Source organism: Bacteroides fragilis NCTC 9343 (assembly GCF_000025985.1).
Classification (GTDB): Bacteria; Bacteroidota; Bacteroidia; order Bacteroidales; family Bacteroidaceae; genus Bacteroides; species Bacteroides fragilis.
In genome coordinates this window covers 2949377-2971457 of record NC_003228.3, presented here as the reverse complement: position 1 = coordinate 2971457, position 22081 = coordinate 2949377, and the positions used below count along the sequence as shown (strand labels likewise).

The 22081-nt window shown below is 45.9% G+C and carries 17 protein-coding genes and 2 riboswitches; of the genes, 7 read left to right on the top strand and 10 right to left on the bottom strand.

Annotated features, from left to right (window positions below; translation table 11 throughout):
• The 10 genes from BF9343_RS12125 to BF9343_RS12080 form a co-directional block, all read right to left on the bottom strand.
• Positions 1-1305: a bifunctional cobalt-precorrin-7 (C(5))-methyltransferase/cobalt-precorrin-6B (C(15))-methyltransferase gene (locus tag BF9343_RS12125; protein WP_010993056.1), complete on the bottom strand. Its 1305-nt coding sequence runs from the start codon at positions 1303-1305 to the stop codon at positions 1-3.
• Between the two features lie 56 nt (positions 1306-1361).
• A complete protein-coding gene (cobJ, locus tag BF9343_RS12120; RefSeq protein WP_010993055.1) occupies positions 1362-2771 on the bottom strand; it encodes a precorrin-3B C(17)-methyltransferase in 1410 nt (469 codons plus the stop codon).
• Between the two features lie 100 nt (positions 2772-2871).
• Entirely contained in the window at positions 2872-3198 is a 327-nt protein-coding gene (locus tag BF9343_RS12115; RefSeq protein WP_005793567.1) for a DUF2149 domain-containing protein, read from the bottom strand.
• Positions 3164-3781, bottom strand: coding sequence for a MotA/TolQ/ExbB proton channel family protein (locus BF9343_RS12110; protein ID WP_005788015.1), 618 nt, complete (start codon positions 3779-3781; stop codon positions 3164-3166). Before BF9343_RS12110 ends, BF9343_RS12115 begins: the two co-directional genes overlap by 35 nt.
• A gap of 19 nt (positions 3782-3800) precedes the next feature.
• Positions 3801-4361, bottom strand: coding sequence for a hypothetical protein (locus BF9343_RS12105; RefSeq protein WP_005788013.1), 561 nt, complete (start codon positions 4359-4361; stop codon positions 3801-3803).
• 4 nt (positions 4362-4365) lie between these two features.
• Positions 4366-8304 carry a cobaltochelatase subunit CobN gene (locus BF9343_RS12100; RefSeq protein ID WP_010993054.1) on the bottom strand — a complete coding sequence of 1313 codons (3939 nt, stop codon included), beginning with the start codon at positions 8302-8304 and terminating at the stop codon, positions 4366-4368.
• Between the two features lies 1 nt (position 8305).
• A complete protein-coding gene (locus BF9343_RS12095) occupies positions 8306-9778 on the bottom strand; it encodes a PepSY-associated TM helix domain-containing protein (protein WP_010993053.1) in 1473 nt (490 codons plus the stop codon).
• On the bottom strand, positions 9778-12132 hold the full coding sequence (locus BF9343_RS12090) for a TonB-dependent receptor (protein ID WP_010993052.1): 2355 nt from the start codon (positions 12130-12132) through the stop codon (positions 9778-9780). The genes BF9343_RS12095 and BF9343_RS12090 overlap by 1 nt, the downstream gene beginning before the upstream one ends.
• Complete coding sequence (locus BF9343_RS12085) at positions 12129-13046, bottom strand: sirohydrochlorin cobaltochelatase (protein WP_041926230.1); 918 nt, start codon at positions 13044-13046, stop codon at positions 12129-12131. The genes BF9343_RS12090 and BF9343_RS12085 overlap by 4 nt, the downstream gene beginning before the upstream one ends.
• 3 nt (positions 13047-13049) lie before the next feature.
• Positions 13050-15122 (bottom strand): TonB-dependent receptor plug domain-containing protein, encoded by a 2073-nt coding sequence (locus BF9343_RS12080; protein WP_010993050.1) that lies wholly within the window; start codon positions 15120-15122, stop codon positions 13050-13052.
• 56 nt (positions 15123-15178) lie between these two features.
• A riboswitch (cobalamin riboswitch) is annotated at positions 15179-15425 on the bottom strand.
• A gap of 283 nt (positions 15426-15708) precedes the next feature.
• A riboswitch (cobalamin riboswitch) is annotated at positions 15709-15919 on the top strand.
• 65 nt (positions 15920-15984) lie between these two features.
• On the opposite strand from BF9343_RS12080, the gene BF9343_RS22720 reads away from it, so the two are divergent.
• The 7 genes from BF9343_RS22720 to BF9343_RS12050 all read left to right on the top strand — a co-directional run bounded on the left by BF9343_RS22720 (position 15985) and on the right by BF9343_RS12050 (position 22080).
• The gene (locus BF9343_RS22720) at positions 15985-16236 is read left to right on the top strand and encodes a cysteine-rich CWC family protein (RefSeq protein WP_008768918.1); all 252 of its coding nucleotides are present in this window, start codon (positions 15985-15987) and stop codon (positions 16234-16236) included.
• A 32-nt stretch (positions 16237-16268) separates the two neighbouring features.
• Positions 16269-17957: a putative transporter gene (locus BF9343_RS12075; protein WP_005787999.1), complete on the top strand. Its 1689-nt coding sequence runs from the start codon at positions 16269-16271 to the stop codon at positions 17955-17957.
• A gap of 126 nt (positions 17958-18083) precedes the next feature.
• On the top strand, positions 18084-18851 hold the full coding sequence (locus tag BF9343_RS12070) for a threonine/serine exporter family protein (RefSeq protein ID WP_005787997.1): 768 nt from the start codon (positions 18084-18086) through the stop codon (positions 18849-18851).
• A complete protein-coding gene (locus BF9343_RS12065; protein WP_005787995.1) occupies positions 18848-19333 on the top strand; it encodes a threonine/serine exporter family protein in 486 nt (161 codons plus the stop codon). Before BF9343_RS12070 ends, BF9343_RS12065 begins: the two co-directional genes overlap by 4 nt.
• Positions 19334-19367: 34 nt before the next feature.
• A complete protein-coding gene (locus BF9343_RS12060) occupies positions 19368-20102 on the top strand; it encodes a DUF6064 family protein (RefSeq protein ID WP_005793593.1) in 735 nt (244 codons plus the stop codon).
• A 71-nt stretch (positions 20103-20173) separates the two neighbouring features.
• Positions 20174-21508 carry a cobyrinate a,c-diamide synthase gene (locus BF9343_RS12055; RefSeq protein WP_010993048.1) on the top strand — a complete coding sequence of 445 codons (1335 nt, stop codon included), beginning with the start codon at positions 20174-20176 and terminating at the stop codon, positions 21506-21508.
• Complete coding sequence (locus BF9343_RS12050) at positions 21508-22080, top strand: cob(I)yrinic acid a,c-diamide adenosyltransferase (protein ID WP_008660362.1); 573 nt, start codon at positions 21508-21510, stop codon at positions 22078-22080. The genes BF9343_RS12055 and BF9343_RS12050 overlap by 1 nt, the downstream gene beginning before the upstream one ends.
• Position 22081 lies beyond the last annotated feature (1 nt).

The window sequence follows — 22081 nt, the reverse complement described above, 5'->3', positions numbered from 1 at the left end:
TTATAGATAAGGAGAGTCCGGAGCTGAAGCCACCAGGATCTCTATTGGATTATATTCATTTATTGCGACTCTTGTTCCGCCGAGAAAACAGAGTCCGGATTCGTTGGCGGCTTCGATGAAATGCGTTTTACTTTCTTCGGATACGGAGTTGAAAACGATGCGTGCTCCGGGAAGAAGCTTATGCCGGACCCGGGATATGATTTCTTTCAGCCGTCCGCCATGTCCGCCGATAAAAACTGCATCGGGACAGGGATAAATGGCGGTATCTGTTTCAAGAAAGTCACCGATGACGGTGGTAATGCCCGGAGTACCGAAACGCCGGCTGTTGATTTCCATCAGTCGCTTGCCTTCGGGGCGGATCTCAAAAGATGTGACATGCAGATGGGGAAATTGTAATCGGGCTTCGATAGAGACGGAGCCGGTGCAGAAGCCGATATCCCAGAAAGAAGTCCGTCGGTTTAGTTCCAAGGCACTCAAGGTGAGCAGGCGGATAGGGGCTTTGGTGATCATCCGGGCACGTCCGTCAAGCAGTTCGAATGCTTCGTCGGGGATGCCGAAGAAACGAGGGGAGAGTATTCCTCCGTTTACAGATTGCAGTCCGTCACCTGTAGTTAAAATCAGGCAATTGGGATATTCAAATGTTTCTGCGGCTGCCTCTTCAAGCGTCATCCGGCGAATCAGTTCTTTTGTCGGATGTCCCAGATGTTCACCTATGTACATGGTATAATCGTTGTAACCATAGTCCAGCATCCGGCTTGCAATGGTAGCAGGCGTATGTTCGCGATCGGTGAGGATTCCCATCTTGGGAGTACGTTCTATCAATGCACGATCAAATCCATGCCATGGACGTCCGGTAAGGGAGATGGTGCGCATATCATCGTAGGGCATCACTAATCGGTGTGCCAGCGTTTGCAAAGAGTTAAAAGAGGGATAGAGCCGAATCTCCGCATCGGGCAGACGTCGGCGGATCGTGTTGGCAAAGCCGAAAAAGATAGGGTCACCCGAAGCAAAGACAATGATATGGGGATGTCCTGCATAACGGGCGAATACCTGGTCGAGAGGAACGGTGATGTCGATCCACTTTGCTCCGGCAGGGAGCAGTGGGGCAACAATGTCGTGATGGCGCACTCCTCCTGAAAAGACACATCCTTGGTCTATCAATGCCTTGACGGAAGGTGAAAGGTAAGGCGAAGGACTGTCGTCGAGACCTATAACGGTGAAAAGGTTATGGGGTGTACCCTCTTCCGCTCTCTTCCCGACAGGGAGAGAAGAAAGAGTAGGTCGGGTTGTTTCTGAGGTCTTCATTCTTTTTATATAATGAACGATTCTAATAAATAAAACGTCTGTATACCGGTCGTCTGCTATACGTCTCTTCCGGGTCTGAGTTGTTCCGCATCGGGATAGCAAAGAATGGCATTTACCAGGGTGGCAGCCAGATTACTTCCGCCCTTGCGTCCTTCCACAATCAGTTTGGGGATGTGGGTGAAGGGCTTTGTCATGTGTTTTGACTCTTCTACATGGACAAACCCTACGGGAGCGGCTACGATACCTGCCGGTTGCGCTTTCTCTTTCCGGATCAGATCACAAAGTTCCATCAGTGCTGTGGGGGCATTACCAAAGACAAAGAGTGCATCAGGATGTTCTTCCACAGCCAGGCGGATGCCCGCTTGTGTACGGGTGATCCCCTTTGAAGTTGCCATTTCGGCTACTCTTTCATCGTTCAAGTAACATTTCACTTCTACACCCAGACGCTGCAATGCACCTTTACGGATGCCGGAAGCTGCCATCGTTACATCTGTTACAATAGTCCGCAGATTTCCTGTGCGGATGGCGTCATAGAGAGAGGCCACAGCATTGGGATCAGTGTAAAGCAAACGTTCCATCTCGAAGTCGGCTGTCGTATGGATAGCATGCAATAAGGCCCATTTCCGGTCGAGTGGAATATCACGGTTCTTCAATTCCGTCTCGATGGTGCGGAAACTGCGTATCATGATGTCTTGTCCGATACCGGTTGCTTCACTGCGTGTTTCGCGATAGTATCCCCGTGGAGTAATTATGTTTTGGTTAAATGTATATGTTTGTGAGTTACCAATCAGAACGACCGTAAACATATCCACAGTTTCCGGATCGAATGCGGCGAGAGTGGTGATGTGTATTTCCTGTTCTTCACGACCAGCCTGCCGAACATAGCCTACAGGGGTTTCCGGTGAGCGTCCTTCGCGCAGAAAGATTTCGCGCAGACGATAAATTTGCCAATAGCGCCCATCACTCTTGGGATTGTATACAGCCGTCACAAAGTCGGCCTGGGCTGCAGCGAGGATACGGCGCTCGATACGTTCCCATGGTGTCATCAGGTCTGATAGAGAGATGACACAGAAGTCATGCCCGATCGGTGCACCAAGTAGTGAGGCCGCTTTCTGGAAAGCGCTGATTCCCGGTAAGGCAATGATTTCTACGTTACTCTGACGTTCGCGTTTCATTTCGTAAATCAAGGGTGTCATGCCATAGATACCGGCATCTCCGGAGCTAATGACACAAACGGTCTTTCCTTGTTCGGCATATTCGAAAGCCTGTTCGGCGCGGGCACGTTCGCGTTTCATTCCGGTGTCGATACACTCGGCGTCCGGACGGACAAAATCACGTATAAAACGGAAATAATATTTATATCCCACCACTACATCTGCTTCGCGTACAGCGGCGAGCACGGCAGGAGTGATATCTTGTTCGCTTCCCGGCCCAATGCCGGCTACGATAATTTTGGATTGTTTCATAATGATAATCTATAGTGAAATTCTTGGATTCATTTCCGGCTTGAACTATACCTATACCGGCTTGAACGGCAAAGATACGGATTAATCCTTTTTCTGCCCTTTATTCAGGGACATAAATGATCTTTCCATTCTCGAGTTCATAGGCTACACCTACTTTCTTTCCTCGTTTACCGGATGATTCTTTCTGTTCGGATGGAGTATATCGTTTAATCTCTTTACCTTCTTTTGTGATAATCTCCATGTTCTCTTGTCCGGGATTCTTTACCATCGTATAATCTTCTTTGGAGAAAATTTCGGTCATATTGAATCGGCTGACGAGTGCTACCATCAATGCCACAGCAAAAACCATGGCTACATCGAATAAGTTGGCTACTGTTCCCATCGGGTCAGTATCATTCTGGTTGTGTAGAAGTTTGTTTCGTGCCATGGATTAGGGTTTTACTGATAAATTCAAGGTCGTTTATTTCACGGGCATACCAACGTTGCCGGATTTGCAGGGTGACCACTCCGATAGCAGCTATAACCATACCTACTACAGTGGTGGCAAATGCTACTTGCATATTGTAGGCCATTGAAGCAATGTCTCCTGTGGCCAGACCTACAAGTGCGGGACCCATTGGGATTAATGTACCCATTAGTCCGAGCATGGGACCCAGCTTGACAAATGTACGTGAACGTCCCAATTCTTGTTCGGCATCTACTTCAAAGTTAGCAAGCAATCGCTCACAATAAGCTGCATTGTCCCGATGCGTATAAAGCTTGTATACACAGCGTTGTAGGGGGGTACTTCTGTCTCCGGTAAGGGAATTTGCTTTTTCTTCGATATTGTCGGGAGTCAGTTCTTCCAACTGCTCGGCAAGAGATTTTTGAGTATGTACCCTACGATAAAATTCTCCGAAGAAGCCGCCTGCAAGCAGTACAGCACGCGCAAAGAATAGTAACAACAGAACTACCACCGGGACAAGTAGCCCGTTGGATATCCAGAAAAGCGCATTTGATATTGTTTCCATATTTATAATTGTTATTTCTTTAGTTGTTTCCTGTGCTAACGACACTAAGCAGTACGATAAACAGATTGGTGATAAAGAGTATTTCAAGTCGTAATTTCCGTTCTCCTACTATGTTTTTCAAGAGTAGGCTCAGTCCGGATATCAGTATAAAAACAGCAACTGAAGAGATGCCGGTGATCAGTCCGAAGCTGACTCCCGGAAAAGCGAAGAACAACTGTATAAGCAGATAGGTTAGTATGCCCGCCATTAGCAGTCCGGGATAAAAATTCAATATGTATGTAACTGTCCGTTGGAAAAGTGTCCGCTGTTTTGAGGTGTCTGCAAAACAGTTGAAGCAAAAAGCGATCATTATTGAGGCTTCGAGCGTGACATATACTGAAAGGGTCAGTATGTGTGGGGCAGAGGCCAGCAGAGAGTTTATCTCTGTTGGCGATTGTTCCGTAGCCCATGGACCTATACAAATAAGGAAAACCGTATAGACAAGTGCTGACAACCAGATTCCCCATCGCGGATAGAAACCGGTTTTGAGAAGGAAACTTAAAACGATGAAACCGATTAGTAAATGAATGATATGTTCCATAAACTTATTTTTTACGTTTCAGCAGGTATATTACTCCACCGAATACTAAAAGGACAATAACGCCGGTAAGGATGCCATTTACCACATTCTTTTTCCGGTTTTCCGTTTTCGTGAGTTTCTCCTCTTTCAATACGATATCTTTTCCTTTTTCGTTTCCTGCCTGATGGACTTCTTGCATAACCAGACGATAACTTTCAGAATCATTGTTGTCCAAGTGACCTTCTACAAATTGCTGAAGCTTTCGGTTATCGCATACAAATTCTGTACAGGCGGCACCGGCTTCGCGGGTGATTTGCGCATGTAGTCGGGCTGTTACTTTCAATTGTTCGTCGCTCGCTTTCCAGTATCCTTTCCGAGCACTTTCAAGCATGACTGAGGTCATTGCCTGATAAGAAGCCGGATTAATTCTTTGGAAATAGTCCCGGATACCCAAATGGTTTTCATCTACAATGTACATTTTATAGAGATCGTTGAAGATTTCTTTATCCATTGCCGATGGACGGGTGGCATGCCATCCGAAGATATTACGGAATATTTCACCGAACATTTGCGCGGTGGTGGCACCTCCTTTCATCCGTTCTTTCACGAAAGTTGGGTTGAGCACGGTAGCTCTCGCCTCTACAGCGATTGCTTCGTTGATATTCTGCATCCGTTTGTTGTTTCGATTGCGATAGTCAGCCATTAAGGCATCCGGTTCTTTACCGGTCAGTGTCTTCACTGTCAACGACAGACCTCCCATAAATTCGTATACATGGTCAAGTGAAAGTGGTCCCCAGGTATTACTTTGCCGGGGTTGTATCACTACATCAGTTTCGGAAAGGGCGGAAGCAAAAAGGTCTTTTTGCATACCTCCCCAGTTCTCTTCATCACCATAGGCGGCTCCCATATTGTTCAGATATCCGTCTACTAACTCCGATTCATGATCCCATCGGTCACTCTTTTCCGTATATGCCATCATACCGGTACTATATCCGCTGTTGACAGGACCAAATACACGCATGACTGACATCTCACGTGCTCTTTTGGGTGATACTCCTTTTTCTACCAGCAGTTTTTCCTGCAAGCGTGTACCGGAAGAGACATAATTAGGGTATGCTTTGTCGTCTGCGGCCGAAGCAAGGCGAACGGCATCGGTTAGCATAGTCAGTCGGGAACCCGCTATGTCACGCAGTTGCCCCGACACTTGTACGACGACGTTGACTCTGGGCCGGCCTAACTCTGAGGAAGGCACTAAGCGTAGATCGACCACACGTCCCATTTTGTCGCGTACAGGTTCTACGCCTAACATCCAGAATACTTGTGCCAGCGTAGCCCCTTCGGTCGTGATAAATTCACCGGCCCAAAAAGAGTAGCTTACTTTTCGTGGATACTCTCCGTTGTGATTCTCACGATAGGCTTTCAGTGTGGCTTCTGCCAATCGTTTGCCTTCTTCCCATGACAATATGCCCGGAGTTGTTTCTACATTGATACTATACATGTTCCGTCCCGTCGGCAGGACATTCGGATTGAGTACCGGATCTCCACCGGGAGCCGGAAATACTGTGCCACCTTTTAATCCGCGTAGCATGGCGTTCAATTCGTTACCGGTGGATGAAACTAAAAGCGCATGATAACGGAGTGCCTCTTGCAATTCGGGGGCGATCCCTGTGGTATCCTTAGGCGGATTTTGTAACAAGGGGATTAACCGTTGTTTGGCTATGGGTAAATAGTGATGGGTGATGTAGCCAAAATCTTGTAACTGTTCGGTCGTAATTTTACCTTTATCGCGATCACGTTTCGCCATTTGATAGGCTAAAGGATCGGCACTGACTGCAAGTGTGGTGGTAAGCAGGTCTCTCGCAGAATAGGTTTCACCGAGGGTATAATAAGCTCCAATCGTTTTTTCATTGGCTATCTCTTCGGCAAATAGATCAATACGTTCCAGTTCTTCGGCGGTATAAGGACGACTGGATACAGAATCTAATTTGAGGTCACGATGTAGCCCCAACTTTATGACCTCTTTTTTTATGCGGATTCCCAAAGTCCGGTTTTTCTCTATGTCTTCGGAAAGTATTTTGTGAATGTCTTCCAGTAAAGAAGTGTATCGTTGACGCATTCCGCTTTCCACATAGGGAGGAGTCAAGTGGGTGACAAGCACAGCATGAGTGCGACGTTTGGCAATGATACCTTCACCTACGTTACCGGTAGTATAATAATAGAAGTGAGGTAAGTCGCCTACCAAAGCATCTGCCCAATCATTATGAGAAAGGGCTACATTTTTCCCCGGAGTATATTCAAGGTTGCCATGCGTGCCGAAATGAATTAACGCGTCTGCCTGAAACCCTTTTTGTACATATAGGTAAGGTGCCAGATAACTGTGCGGCGGTGCGACCGGCATGCCATGAACGAGTTTGAAATCATCGTCCCCCAATGCAGGACGGGGCTGAGGGAAAAGCAGGATGTTGCCGAAGCGGAGGCAGGCAATGGCTAATTGTGCTTCTCCTTGAGGGTTTGTTCCGGTCAGTAAATGGCCCAGAGCATCTCCGTAACGTTCAGTAACTTCTTTGTATTTATCCGGTTCGATTACTTCATGTACCCACTTTTCATACTGTGTTTTAGTCAGCCAAACCGGATGGGCTGTCTGTAGAAACTTTTCTTGAGCTCCGGTAGCGTATGAACCCATTACAGCTCCATCCCGGTAGATTTGTTTGCCGAACTCCTCGACAGTAGCAGGAAGCCCGCTGACATCATAACCTTCGGTGCGTAGCCTTTTCAGAAAGTTGTAAAGTGACGGAATCACTTCCATTCCACTGGCCAATAATGCATCTTTGCCCGGTGTCTTGAAGTAACAGATGGCGATGCGTTTATCCGAGTTGGGTTTAGTACGCAAATCCAGATATTTGTGTACATGGCTGATGAAGTTATCCACTCTTTCCATTTCCGGTTCGTGCAGATAATATCCGCTTTTGTGTAAATTCTGTGTAGCAATTAACAAAGGTGTCATTCCTCCGTCTATTTCGGGGACGAGGACACGAGCTGTAAGGGTTCCGCCACTGACGGGTTTCATCGGATCAAGCCACTCTTCCCGTGACTGAATAAGGGGGAAAGGATTGAAAATGGGGATATTTTCGGTATGCAGCCAGTTAATCAGCGAATCATCTCCAAGTCTTCCCATGGGAAGGTAAACCAATGCATCCGGATGTAGAGAACGTAGCATCTCTTCCCGCTTTTCCTTTCCTGCTATGGGATAAACATTAAATCCGGCTTGTGTCATTTTGGATATTAATGTGTCTACATGTGCTCTGTTACCTTCCATTGGAAAACTGACTCCGGAGATGAAAGCGATTTTAGGTCCGTTTTCATGGAAAATACCTTTTTGACGCAGGTATTGTTCAAGGGCTTTCTGAGTCTCGAAGTATTTTCCATATTCTTGATGATAAAATAGATTGTTGGGTAGGCGAAGAGGGGCATCAAAAGTTTCAATGTTCCAGCGTGTCGGTGTGGCAATGTGTCGGAGATAACGTAATCCGTTCCGGTAATTCTGTCGGCAGGCATCCCCGAAATATTGCATAAGCATGTCTTCCTGCTCAGGGGTGATATTCCTGTTGATAATTGTATTGAAGTTACGCAGTGAAATCGTGAAAAGTGGAATACCGGCCGATGCGGCACGTTCCGCCTCCTTCATTTGTCGATCGTTCAGGTTGAGGCTGCGTCCATAGAGAACTACGGCATCATAGCCCTTAAAGGACTCCAATTTTTCGGTTTGTATGCAAGTAACTTCTATATTCCGGCTATCGTTGTTCAATACTATGTCGGCAGCTTGTGCCGGTAGCGGATTGACAATCAGGATCCGTGTCGGGGCCATCCAATAGCGGTAGCCGATAGTAAAGGCAATAGCCAGAAGCAATACGCTTCCGGCTATGTACAGTGTTCTTTTATGACGAAATAAGGTCAATACTTTCATGTTATCTTCTTGTTTTCTTTCTGCATTTTCGTTCGATATATCTCACTCCGAGTACAACTCCGCTTAATGAACAAACCGTGCCTCCAAGCAGCAATACCCACAGTACACTTTTACGAAGTGTAGGAGAGGAGTTCAGTCCTTGTATGCGTAGTCTGTGCAAAGCGGTATACATCCAGTATTTCCAACGGGCAGTGCTATTGACGTATCGGACTGTGGCTGTTTCCGGATGAATGTAATAACAACTGTGGTCGGGATCGTCTACTGTGATTTTCCATACCGGTAATAAACTGCGGTCGCGATACATCCTACTCATGTCGCGGTAGTAAGTTTCGAATTTATCAATCAATTCGACCTTCAGATGGATGCTGTCCCCATGGATTGTCCTTACTGCGTCAGTAACCTGTTTTTTGTCCAATTTCAACGGATGGGGCAGAGAGTCGGAGGCATCGATGTACAGATCTCCTTCACTCCGTTTTACTATGTAGTAGGGTTTTGAACGGAAATTACTCCATTCCACCTGGCGTACGTCCGGATATTCGGTTAGTATTTGCCGATAATCCAATAGATACTGATCCGGTTGGGGTGCTCCCTTCTTTATTTCCCGTGTGGGGTTCCTGTCCAATACCGGTTTGCTGATCCATGCCGGCACTTCCGCCAGTGACATCATACCGCTGAAACAGAATGTCAGAACAAAAAGTCCAAAAACAATTCCCGTTACATAATGCCAGTGATACCACTTTTTACGATAGGGTGAGAATTTTCCTTTTTGCTTTCGTGATCGACGCCATACATCAATACCTACCCACAATCCGGCAATAGTCATCAGGCATCCGATACCGGATAACCAGATTACCGTAATGCTCCATAAAGCGGCATCTTGGCGGAGCCAAGTAAAATAAACCCAATGAGGAATGGCTCCCAGCCATGCCCAGAAACGTTCGTTACGGGTAGTGAACTGCAAGACTTCTCCGCTTTGCGAACCAATGTATAGCTGGTGCTTTTCTGTGTCGGCAAAGTGAAATTTATAGATGGGAAACTCTCTTTTCAGACTGCCGAAGGGTATCCATTGATCCAGTCGGTTCAAAGTATCGATTCTGTCTATCGGTGCGTTACACCATAGAGAGGCTACCCGGTGGATGCGGCTTCCGTCTATAACCGGAAGTGCCTGAACGGAGTCGGCCGGAAGATTGTGTTCACCTTTGTCCGTACGGATATGGAATATGGTTTGTCCGAGGTATCGGTCTAAACGGATTCCCTTAACTTTTTCTCCTTCGGGCAGGCGAGAAGTAATTTCACTGACAGAAGGCAGAGAAGGAGACAGAGGCTCCAGCTTTTCTAATTTTTCAGCTTGTGATGCACGTGGAAATCCGTGGTACATCATGACAAAAGCCGATAGGAACCAAACTAAAAACAGGATACTGAGCAGTGTGCCCAGTACCCTGTGAATGGTATACATGAATTTCGTGATCATCATTATAAAGTATAAGATGCGGAAAGCATGAAGTTACGAGGCATGCTTGGTATTAACTGATTACCAAGTGCCTGATTACAGTATTCTTTATTGAACAGATTATTGATGTTGACTCCCAGGCGCACATTGCTCTTTAATGTATAAGAGAAACCGAGGTCGGTCAGCCAGTAAGCATCGAACGAGCTCGTATTATCCGAGTTGCGGTATACTTTGTCCTGAAAACTGGTAGAAAAGTTTACTCCCAGTCCCTTTAACACGCCTTTGGATACGGTGTAAGCGCCAAAAGCATAGAATGTGTTTTTAGGAATGTAGGCATATTGTTTGCCTTTGCTTGAAGTGGTCGGCATATAAGGGTTGTCGGCTAAATCGCGTACCTTTGCATCGGTATATCCGTATCCGGCGCTCATCGACAAGTTGTAGATGGGACTCCAGGTAATGTCAATATCGAATCCTTTGGAATCCATTCTGCCTACTTGTCCTACAACTTTCTTGTCCAGTTCTACGCCGTTGGAAATATCGCCTTTGTTGGCAAGAGTCTGGCGGATATTATCCTTATTGATATAGAACAAACTTACGTTAGTCTGCAATGTACGTGTGATCTCGTATCGTGCACCCACTTCTACCTGGAAACCTTTCTCCGGCTTGAATACCTCTTTACCATTTACGGGAGTGAACTCTTTTCCATCCTTGTCGATATAAATGGTGTTAGCGTCATAAAATGCGCGGATAGGCTTGAAGTAAGTACCGTATGAACCGTAAACAGATAGTTTTTCAATAGGCAGATATACCAATCCGGCACGGAAGGTGAAGGCACCATTGGTTATTTTATTATAAGCATCGTCATCCGGTTTATCATAATGGCGTCCTCCGTCACTGGTGTTCAGGTTAGCAGTCTTATACATAAAAAGATCGTAACGTCCGGCCAGCATCATTTTCAGTTTATCACTGAATTCCACCAAGTCTTGCAGATAAAATCCGTGGGTAAATGTTTTCTGTGCAGTAACAAATCTGAAAGGAGCTTCCATCCAACCAATGCTGTGAGGGTTGTATACCGAGCCATGTCCTGTGGTTCCGGGACCGGTGGCTCCGGTGCTTCCATTGCCATAGGCCATATAAGAGTCACGCATCAAGGATACAAAAGAATAACCGCCCAAATAGTTGTGTGCAACGTCTCCCGTATAGAACTTTCCGCTTGCCTCCAATTGATTGTTCACAGTTTTAGCGATATGTGAAAAGCGTAGCGGGTAACTGTAGTAGATGGAGTCCAGGCAGATATACTTTTTGGTATCATTGCCCTGTTTGTCTTTGGTCATGTAATAATGATCATAGATAGGACGGTCGCTTGTGAGGTAGTCCAATGATTCGGTACCGAAGTAGTCAATGTCGTCATAGGTATAAGACAATTTCTCCATCAATTTGAAAGCTTCGCTGAATGTGTGCTTATACATGGCGGAAGCATTGAATCCACGGTTGTACATAAAGTCCGATTCACTGTTGTAGCGGGCTTTCTTGTTCAGTCCGGGCAGGGCATCCCCCTTACTCAGATATTTGCTGCCGTCTGTGGCTGAGAGGATGTCATAAGACATTGTGGGAGGTAAACCGATTTCTGTCGGATAGAAATCGCGGTTAGCTCCGATACGGATATCCAATTCGTCATTTTCTGTCAAATGCCCTCCTAAGGCCAGATAGCCGGAGAGACGTTTGGTAGCATTGCTTCTCCATCCTTCCTGATCCTGCCAATTGACGCTGGCACGGTAGTTCAATGGTCCTATCAGTTTACCACCCAAAGCCATTGTGGCCTGCTTGTTATAGTAACTGCCATAAGCCAGGCGGGCATAGACACTTTGCTTGCTTACAGGAGCCTTGCGGACAATATTGAGGACGCCACCCACAGCGGATTGTCCGTAGAGTACTGAAGCCGGACCTTTTAACAGTTCGATGCTTTCCACAGCCGATAAGTCCATGAACGGATAAGAGTTGTCAATAGACGAGCGTTCGTCACGTACTCCGTCTACCATGATTACAGAATTATCGAATCCACGGATTGAGAATTGGGTAAACGCTCCGTAAGAGGTACGAAAGCGCACACCGGGAAGGAAGCGGGAGGCTTCCTGTATATCCCGGATGTTTCGTTTCTCAAGCATTCCGGAAGTAATGGAGTTGGTTGAAATAGGAATGAACTTTGCCGGAACATCCAGTTTCAAAGCATCGGTCTTGCGTCTGTAGTTGGTTGCCACTACTACTTCGTTGATTGAAAATACAGAATCGTTGAAGTTAGTATATTCTTTATTTTTCTGTTGTGCCTGTGAGGGAAGTAATAGAGCACTCCCCAATGCAGCTAATATGATTCTTTTCATTCGTCTTTGTCTTTTGCATATTTGGCTTTTTTCTTCATTATATCCACCATTTCATGCTTTAGCATAAATTGGGCATGATCGATAAACTGTTGCTGGATGGCGGGTATTTCGCCCAACCCCTGCATACGTACATCTACTTTCAAACCTTCTTTTTCAAGGGCTTCTTTCCAGTCGACGGCTATATCGTTATTGGCGTGATCACCTGCCACAAACATGAACGGAACCAGCGTAACCTGTTTCGTTTTGTTATCTTTGAGTTGCTGAAGCATGGTGTCGAAAGTAGGATAACCCTCGATAGTGCCTACATGAAAGTTTTTTAATCCTTTGGCTTTCAGCATGTAGTCGATCATTGCATAAGTGGCGGTACTGGGAGTGTAGGTTCCATGACCCACAAGTACTACACTTCCTTTTTCCGGTTTGCCTGCACCGAGGATATCTACTACTGCCTCAGCATCTTCTACCGAATAGAGCAGCGGGTTACCTACCCGGATCTCTTTAAAAAAACGGGCTACTGAAGCAACATCACGCCTCAATGATTCCATTTCAACGCCTTCTATGATATTGGTGCTTTGCACAATGACGTGTGTATAGCCATCTCCGAGAAGTTTCAGCAGTGCTTCCAGCGGATTAGGTTTTTCAATGCCACGAGCTTTGAGGCGGCGCATTATGATACGTGAGGTATAAGCTTCACGCATTTCCATTTGCGGAAATGCTTCTTTGGCTTTCGCATTGATGGCATCGATCGTCTTGGTGCGGGTGTCATCATAGGTAGTGCCGAAGTGTACCATAAGCAAGGCGGCTTTATCACCCGGCTGCATGCCGGCCAGCATATCGGAGGCCACGAAGTTCCCCCCTTCGTGCGCAGAGCAGAAGAGGGAAACTAACAAGAATAAAGAGAGAATATATGTTTTCATTGTTTATTTCTTAAAACGAAGGGTTAAACTTACATATGCCATACGTCCCGGAGAGAGGAGTGCGTAGTTCACACCGTTAGGACGAGTATCACGTTTGTTGAAAATATTGTCGAGACCCATACCGAAGTCCAGTCCCAAGTGTTGGAAACCTGTCAGTGAGTGTTTCACATTCAAGTTCCATACGCCATAGCCCGGAGCGTCGCCGTAGCTATGTCCCGGGTGGAAGCGTTTGCTTTGGAAACGACCGTTGATATTTACGTTCAGCATATAGTCGTTCCATGCATGTGTGTAGTTTCCTGCTACGGTTCCGGTGTGGCGTACCGAGCGGTCTATGTTACCCCATATACCGTCCACACTCTTGCCACGTGCATAAGCGTAAGCATAGTTTCCGTTCAGGCTGAAGCCTGCGCCGAGGTTGGTGGCTGCGTTTACTTCAAAACCTCTGACAACACCTTTGTCGAGGTTACCATAAAGTTTGTAATTGGCTAATGCCTTTGTTTCAGAGTCTGTCAGATTGAATTCTTTCTGGGCCTGAGCACGTAACTCTTCACCGTTAGGAAGATCTACAAGTCTATATGTAGTAGAATTAATCATATCATCTATATAATTCAAATAACCGGTAACAGAGACATTTAAGCGGTTTGTATTGTATTCCAAGTTAACAGAATAATAATTACTGTGTTCCGCTTTCAAATCTTTATTACCTTGTGTGATCGTTTTGCCTTTATTCATATAATAATAAAGTTCGTCCAGACCGGGGGCACGGTAACCGGTGGAGTAAGTACCACGAATATTGAAAGCACCTACTGAATACATCACAGCCACCTTCGGAGTGAAGCGTCCGCCTGCCAGCTCGTGATAATCATAGCGTACGCCGGCAATACCGGTCAAACAGTTCCATAACTTGATTTCGTGTTGTGCATAAGCAGATGCCGTATACACTGACTTGTCCACCCTTGCACTGGGACGATCCAGGCTTTCAGAGCGGTAATCCACTCCCAGTACCGTCATGTTGTTTTTGGCAAAGTTGAAGATTCCCTTTAGCTCTGCATCATAAAAGTGCTGCTCTTTGGTTTTGGCGTAATCTCCAATAGCAATCTTATTTTTATCGTCAGCTACAGTATATTTGTAGTTCTGCATATAGTTATCATTCATCAAATCGAGTTGGATGGAAGAACGCTTGTTGATTTTGTAACGTCCTCCCAAACCGAAGTTATACGATTCGTAATGTAGATCATACTTGGAACCTCCATCGATATCCGCTGTGTATACAGGGCGGTCCGTCAACTTCCAATAGTATCCTCCGTTAGCATAGAACGAGAGCTTTTCAGTCGGTTCGAACGTGAATTTCTGGTTTACCAGATTAGAATGGAAACCATTGGATGTAGCTGATACGGTCGGTACTGTCGATACATTACCTTTTTTATCAGTAACATATGCCAGATCGCTGTTCTGCCATCCTGCACTTTGTTCGTGTTTATAGGAGGTATATGAGCCGAACTTTTCTGTTGCAATATCCGCATTTACCATTTGTGTCAGTTGGCGATGATCTTCATATCGGGTGGTAGAAGTCACCTGCATCAGTTCTTTCGGTTCGTTGGTGATGATATTGATCACACCGGCAATGGCGTCAGAGCCATAGAGTGACGAACCGGCACCATCCAGCACTTCGATGCGTTTCACACGGCTCATATCAATGCGTGAGAGGTCGATATTATTAGATGTATCTCCGGTCAGTTTACGTCCGTTGATCAGAATCAGCACATATTTATTGGAGAGTCCGTTCATCATCAGGTAAGATCCCATTGAGTTGGTAGAGAACGAAAGAGAAGGAACCAGCATGGTCATTGCCTGCTGAAAGTCTGTGATACCGGCTTTCTTTATTTCATTGGCGGTTACTACTTCCACCGGTGCCGGTGTGTTTTTGAGCCTTTGGTGTGTACCGGTACCTGTTACAACTACAGGATTCAGGTCAACACTCATCTCTGTCTTCTTGCCTGTCGCGTGTTGTTGTGCAAATGCACCCATTGCCGCGCATCCTCCCATGAGGATGGTCAGTAAGCATCTTTTGTTCATTGATGTTTTTGAATAATGTGTTAGTAAACGGCCTTCCTGACCCCGGGAGGGCACTGTTATCTATGTCTGCTTCGGCAGGTTTCCTGACTATCCCTTTTTGAAAAGCTACCTTCCCGTCATGCTTTACAGGCTATGACAGTGGTATATGTAGAAATGCTTTTCTTATCTTCTTCCGATTATGATGGCAACAGTAGAAGAGCAGGGGGATCACAGTAGCGGGCACTGTTCGGGATTTACACCCGATTCCCTTTTATGCAACGAACAGAAAGTCCGGTATGCATCACCTAAGCGGCTGCAAATATATACATTTATTAGATTATATAGAAATAAATTAAAAAATATACCGATTAATAGGTACATATAAAAAAGTCCTGATAGACGCTTTGTTTTTGGAAATTTGACATTCTGCATCCTCCTTTTAGAATCTCTATTTTGATGAAAAAGAGGCTCTAAAAGAGGAAGATGCCGATTCAGCCTTTATTGAGGCACTGATGGAAAGGGAGCCGGATTCTCGCTGTCGGAGTGTATAAAGGAAGATGAATCTTATATTTTTCATTAACAATTCTTCATCTATTGGTTTTTATCCTTATCTTTGTCCCGAATTGGTTTCGAATGAAGACTTTCGTCATTCGGATTAAAAGGGAATCGGGTGTAAATCCCGGACAGTCCCGCTGCTGTGAAGCTTCATCGATATCTTGAAACAATCCTTTCGCCACTGACGTGGGGGGAACACCTCCGTCGGGAAGGCTTCAAGATTAGAAGTCAGTCAGAAGACCTGCCGTTCATCAAAGGCTGTTTTTACTCGTGGGATTAGGAAAGCAGTACGAAAAAAGTATTTAATCAGGAAAAAAAGAAAGGTGGTGTGCCTGTGAAAAAGGTATGTCCGTGTTGTGGTGCTGTGTTTCAATGCCGGCACGACAATATATTATTATGTCATTGTGCTACGGTAAAGCTCGACTCGCTGCAACGTGCTTATATCAAGGAGCATTTCCCGGACTGTTTGTGTCACGATTGCCTAAAGAAAATACAAGAAGGGGAATTGGCCTGTAAGGCAAATCTTTCTTGTACGGATGGTGTGGGTGAAGTAACTGATCGACTCTCCGGGGATATGTAAACAAGTATTCAATCAACATAACTTTTTATACTATGGAACTTTTAAGAAACCTGTTTGAGGGATACCCCAACCTTTGGGGTGGAGGAGTGGCACATTCCGTGCTTATCCTGTCGCTGGTCATTGCGTTTGGCATTATGCTGGGTAAAATAAAAGTAGCAGGCATCTCTCTGGGAGTTACCTGGATTTTGTTTGTCGGCATTGTCTTCGGACATTTTAATCTGAATCTGAACGAGCATTTATTGCACTTTCTGAAGGAGTTCGGACTTATCTTATTTGTATATTCCATCGGATTGCAGGTGGGGCCCGGATTCTTCTCCGCTTTTAAGAAAGGAGGATTCACCCTCAATATGTTGGCTATGATCGTTGTCTTTGCAGGAGTCATCATTACCCTTGCATTGCATTTTATAACCGGAATACCGATTACCACCATGGTAGGTATTTTATCGGGAGCGGTGACCAACACACCCGGATTGGGTGCTGCGCAACAGGCCAACAGTGACCTGACCGGGATAGATGCACCGGAGATTGCTTTGGGATATGCTGTAGCCTATCCGTTGGGCGTAGTGGGATGCATCATGTCGCTGTTAGGCCTTAAATACCTTTTCCGTATTAATACCAAGCAGGAGGAAGCCGAAGCCGAACAGGGACTGGGACATTTACAAGAGTTGACAGTCCGTCCTGTTTCATTGGAGGTCCGTAATGAAGCTCTTCACGGTAAACGTATTAAGGATATACGTCCATTGGTAAACCGTAATTTTGTGGTATCGCGTATCCGGCATTTGAACGGAAAGAAAGAGTCGGAATTGGTAAATTCCGATACTGAGCTTCATCTGGGTGATGAAATATTGGTTATTGCGACTCCGATAGATATAGAGGCGATCACTGCGTTTTTCGGCAAACCGATCGAAGTGGAATGGGAACAGCTGAACAAAGAACTGATTTCACGCCGAATTCTGATAACCAAGCCTGAACTGAACGGTAAGACATTGGCGCAATTGAAGATTCGTAATAATTTTGGTGCCAGTGTCACCCGCGTCAACCGTTCGGGAGTGGATCTGGTGGCAAGTCCCCAGTTGCAATTACAAATGGGAGACCGTGTGACGATTGTCGGCAGTGAGTTGGCGGTGAGTCATGCAGAAAAGGTATTGGGTAATTCGATGAAACGCCTGAATCATCCGAATCTGATTCCTATTTTTCTGGGTATTGCCTTGGGATGTATCCTAGGTAGCATCCCGTTTATGTTTCCCGGAATTCCCCAACCGGTTAAACTCGGGTTGGCAGGAGGCCCGTTGATTGTTTCGATTCTTATCAGCCGCTTCGGCCCGCAGTATAAGCTGATTACTTATACCACTATGAGTGCCAATCTGATGATAAGGGAAATCGGCATCTCGCTGTTTCTTGCTTGTGTCGGTCTCGGAGCTGGCGACGGATTTGTGGAAACCATTATCCATGAAGGCGGATATGTGTGGATCGCTTACGGTATGATTATAACAGTCGTTCCCCTGCTGCTGGCCGGTTTTATCGGACGTTATGCTTTCAAGCTGAACTATTATACGTTGATAGGGGTGTTGGCCGGTTCCACAACGAATCCGCCGGCGTTGGCCTACTCCAATGATCTGACATCATGTGATGCGCCGGCAGTAGGTTATGCTACAGTCTATCCGCTGACGATGTTCCTGCGTGTGCTTACGGCACAATTATTAATTCTTTCGTTAGGTTGAGTTCTAAATAATAATAAAGATAAGCAATGTGACAAGGAGAGTCTGGTGAAATGAAATGACTTATGTGCTTTCTCTTTCCTTTCTTTTTTGTACTTTTGCGCCCGATTTAAAAAAGTGAGCAATTTTATGACTACAAATGAATCTTTGATTTCCATATCCAAGTTCATTGCCGGATATTCGGCCCATTTGATGGGAGCAGGTGTGCATACCTCCCGTGTGATCCGTAATTCAAAGCGTATCGGAGAAGCCTATGGAGTGGATGTGAAGTTGAGTGTGTTTCACAAAAACATCATTCTGACTATCATCGACAACGAGACGCGTGAAGCTTGCAATGAAGTGATTGATATCCCTCCCCATCCGATCAGTTTTGAACACAACTCAGAGTTGAGTGCCTTGAGCTGGGAGGTTTACGACAAACATCTGTCTTTACACGAATTGTCGGATAAGTTCAACAAAATCATATCGGCACCGAAAATAGATCCGCTATTTGTTCTTTTACTGGTCGGATTTGCCAATGCTTCATTCTGTAAGTTGTTTGGTGGCGATATTATTTCTATGGGCATTGTCTTTTCGGCTACCATCACCGGACTTTTCCTGAAGCAACAGATGCAGAAGAAGAAAATCAATCATTATATTATTTTCATTGTTTCCGCTTTTGTTGCGTCGCTTTGTGCATCGACGGCACTGATTTTTGATACCACTTCGGAGATAGCTCTTGCCACCAGCGTGCTTTATCTGGTTCCGGGTGTACCGTTGATCAACGGTGTGATTGATATTGTAGAGGGATACATCCTTACGGGATTTGCCCGATTGACGGAAGCCGCGCTACTGATTGTCAGCATTGCGATAGGCCTGTCGTTTACATTGTTAATGGTTAAAAACAGTTTGATATGATAGCTTTAGATATTCTTTCCGATGGATTTTTTGCCGCAATAGCGGGTATTGGTTTTGGAGCCATATCCGATCCTCCGTTGCGGGCTTTCAAGATGATTGCGATACTTGCGGCAGCCGGACATGCCTGTCGTTATTGCCTGATGACTTTCCTGGGTGTCGACATTGCCACGGCTTCTTTGTTCGGGGCATTGGTTATCGGCTTTGGCAGTTTGTGGCTCGGGCGGAAGGTGTATTGTCCGATGACTGTGCTTTATATACCGGCATTGCTCCCGATGATTCCGGGTAAGTTTGCCTACAATATGGTGTTCTCGTTGATTATGAGTCTGCAAACAATGAACGAACCGGAGCGTCTGGGCAAATACATGGAGACGTTTTTCTCTAATGGCCTGGTTACCTGTACCGTTATCTTTATGTTGGCAGTAGGAGCTACCTTCCCCATGTTTCTGCTTCCTCACAAAGCTTTTTCCCTGACACGGCATTAATCAATTTATCTATTAAATAAAGAATCTATATTTTATGGAGATTTTCTGGAAAACTATTGCGTATTATAATTCTGCTACATGGATCTATCAGTTGCTGATCATTGTCGCCGGCCTGCTGTTGACAGTGATGCTTATAAAGAATCCCCGTCCGTGGGTAAAGATGGGCATGAAGCTATATATGATTTTTCTGTATTTGTGGATTGCTATCGCATATTATGCCATCTGTTGTGACGAGCGCAGTTATAACGGGGCGCTGGCTATGTTCTGGGTAGTTATGGCCACGATATGGGTATGGGATGCCATCACCGGATATACTACTTTCGAACGTACATATAAATATGATATCCTTTCGTACGTATTGTTGATTTTACCATTTGTATATCCTTTGGTATCCATTGCGAGAGGACTTACTTTTCCAGGCATTACATCGCCGGTAATGCCTTGCTCGGTAACAGTTTTCACGATCGGTCTGCTTTTGTTGTTCTCCCGTAAGGTAAATATGTTTTTGGTGCTGTTCCTGTGCCATTGGTCGCTGATCGGCTTATCGAAGACTTACTTCTTTAATATTCCGGAGGATTTCCTTTTGGCCAGTGCAACGATCCCTGCCTTATATCTATTTTTCCGGGAGTATTTCCTCAACAACCTGCATGCCGATACAAAGCCTAAAGCAAAGTACATTAATTGGTTGCTTGTCTTTGTATGCGTATCTATCGGAATCTTACTTACCACCACCCTGTTTCTGGAGTTGATGCCGGGCAAGCAGCCGTAGCACTTTTTACCGGTAAAGATGCACTCTCACAGAGAAATATCCGTATCTTTGTAGGATAAAAACCGACAATAATGGAATGTAGGATGATTTCTCAATTTCTGATAGCGGCTCCTTCTTCGGGCAGTGGAAAGACAACGGTCAGTCGTGGATTGATGGCTCTGTTGATTAAGAAGGGATTGAAGGTTCAACCTTTCAAATGCGGTCCCGACTATATCGACACCAAATATCATACGGCAGTTTGCAGACGTCCTTCCATCAATTTGGATACCTTTATGGCTTCGGCCGGACATGTAAAGGAGCTTTATGCCCGTTATGCCACAGGAGCCGATGCCTGCATCACGGAGGGTATGATGGGGATGTATGACGGTTACGACCGTGACCGGGGTTCCTCGGCAGAAGTGGCCGGATTACTGAATTTACCTGTCATATTGGTGGTCGATGCCAAATCGGCCGCTTATTCGGTGGCTCCTTTGCTTTCGGGCTTCATTCACTTTCGTCCCGAGATCAGGATAGCGGGTGTTATATTCAATCGGGTAGGGTCTTCGCGCCATTACGAAATGTTGCAGGAAGTCTGTACCGAGTTGGGAATTGCCTGTTTGGGGTATTTGCCCAAACAGGAGAGCTTGGTACAGGAATCACGTTATCTGGGGCTGGATTTCAGCCATTCGAAAGGAACGGACGCACTGGAAGAGCTGACCGGATTAATGGAAAAGTACATCGACTATAACCGTTTGCTTGAGGAAACGAAACTTCCTGCTCCGATACCTCCTGTTTCAAATATTTCTCTACAGGAAGATTTAAAGATCTCCGTGGCATGCAATTCGGAATCTTTCTCTTTCATTTATCAGGAACATCTGGATGTGCTTTGCCGCCTGGGGACCGTTATTCTCTTTAATCCGGAGGATAATCGCCCGTTGCCTGAAGGTACGGACTTGCTTTATCTTCCCGGAGGCTATCCGGAAAAGCATTATGAGAAATTGCGTCAGGCTTGGCAAAGGATGCACTCTATACGTAACTACGCGGAGTCCGGCGGACGAGTACTTGCCGAATGCGGAGGAATGATTTATCTCTCTAAAGGCATTCTCCTTGACCGGTCGGAGCACTCGGACAGTGAGGTCGGGGTGCAGGCAGGGGTACTTCCGTTCTTTATCTCGAATCGTAAGGCTGACAGGCGCTTGACTCTGGGGTACCGGCAGTTCGATTATAACGGCCAACATCTTCGCGGACACGAGTTTCACTATACACAATTCGAGCCGAAACCGGAAGAGTCACTGGAATCTGTCACTCAGGTATACAATGCTAAGAGAATGCCTGTCAGTACACCTGTGTTCCGATATAAAAACGTGATAGCCAGTTATACGCATCTATACTGGGGAGAGATCGATTTACTTAAATTGTTTGAATGATGAAACGAATCTATACACGGACCGGTGACCGGGGAACAACCGGCATTCATGGCGGAGAAAGGGTAGAGAAAGATGATATCCGGATCGAGGCGAACGGGACCATCGATGAATTGAATGCAGTGATCGGCATTATCCGTTCATTGCTCCCTCAGGAGCATGACTGGCAGAAGTTGCTGCACCACCTCCAAAGAGAGTTAATGGTGGTTATGAGTCATGTGGCTACTCCATCCGCCATTCGCGATAAGAATCCCAATGTGCTGTCGCCCGGACTGGCGGCTTTCTGTGAGCAAGAGATGGATACAATGACTGCCGGACTGAAAGAGAACGGTTATTTTCTGTTGCCCGGTGGCACACCTGTCTCTGCTCAGTTACAGTTTGCCCGTACCGTAGCCCGCCGTGCAGAGCGGCGGCTCTGGACCTTGAATCGGCAAGATGCTGTTCCGGAAGAGATTCTGAGCTTTATCAATCGTCTGTCCGATCTGTTTTTTGTAATGGCACGCTTCGACATGCAACAACAGGACTGGCCGGAGGAACGCTGGCAGGCTTTCGCATATAAGACAAAGAAGAAATAAA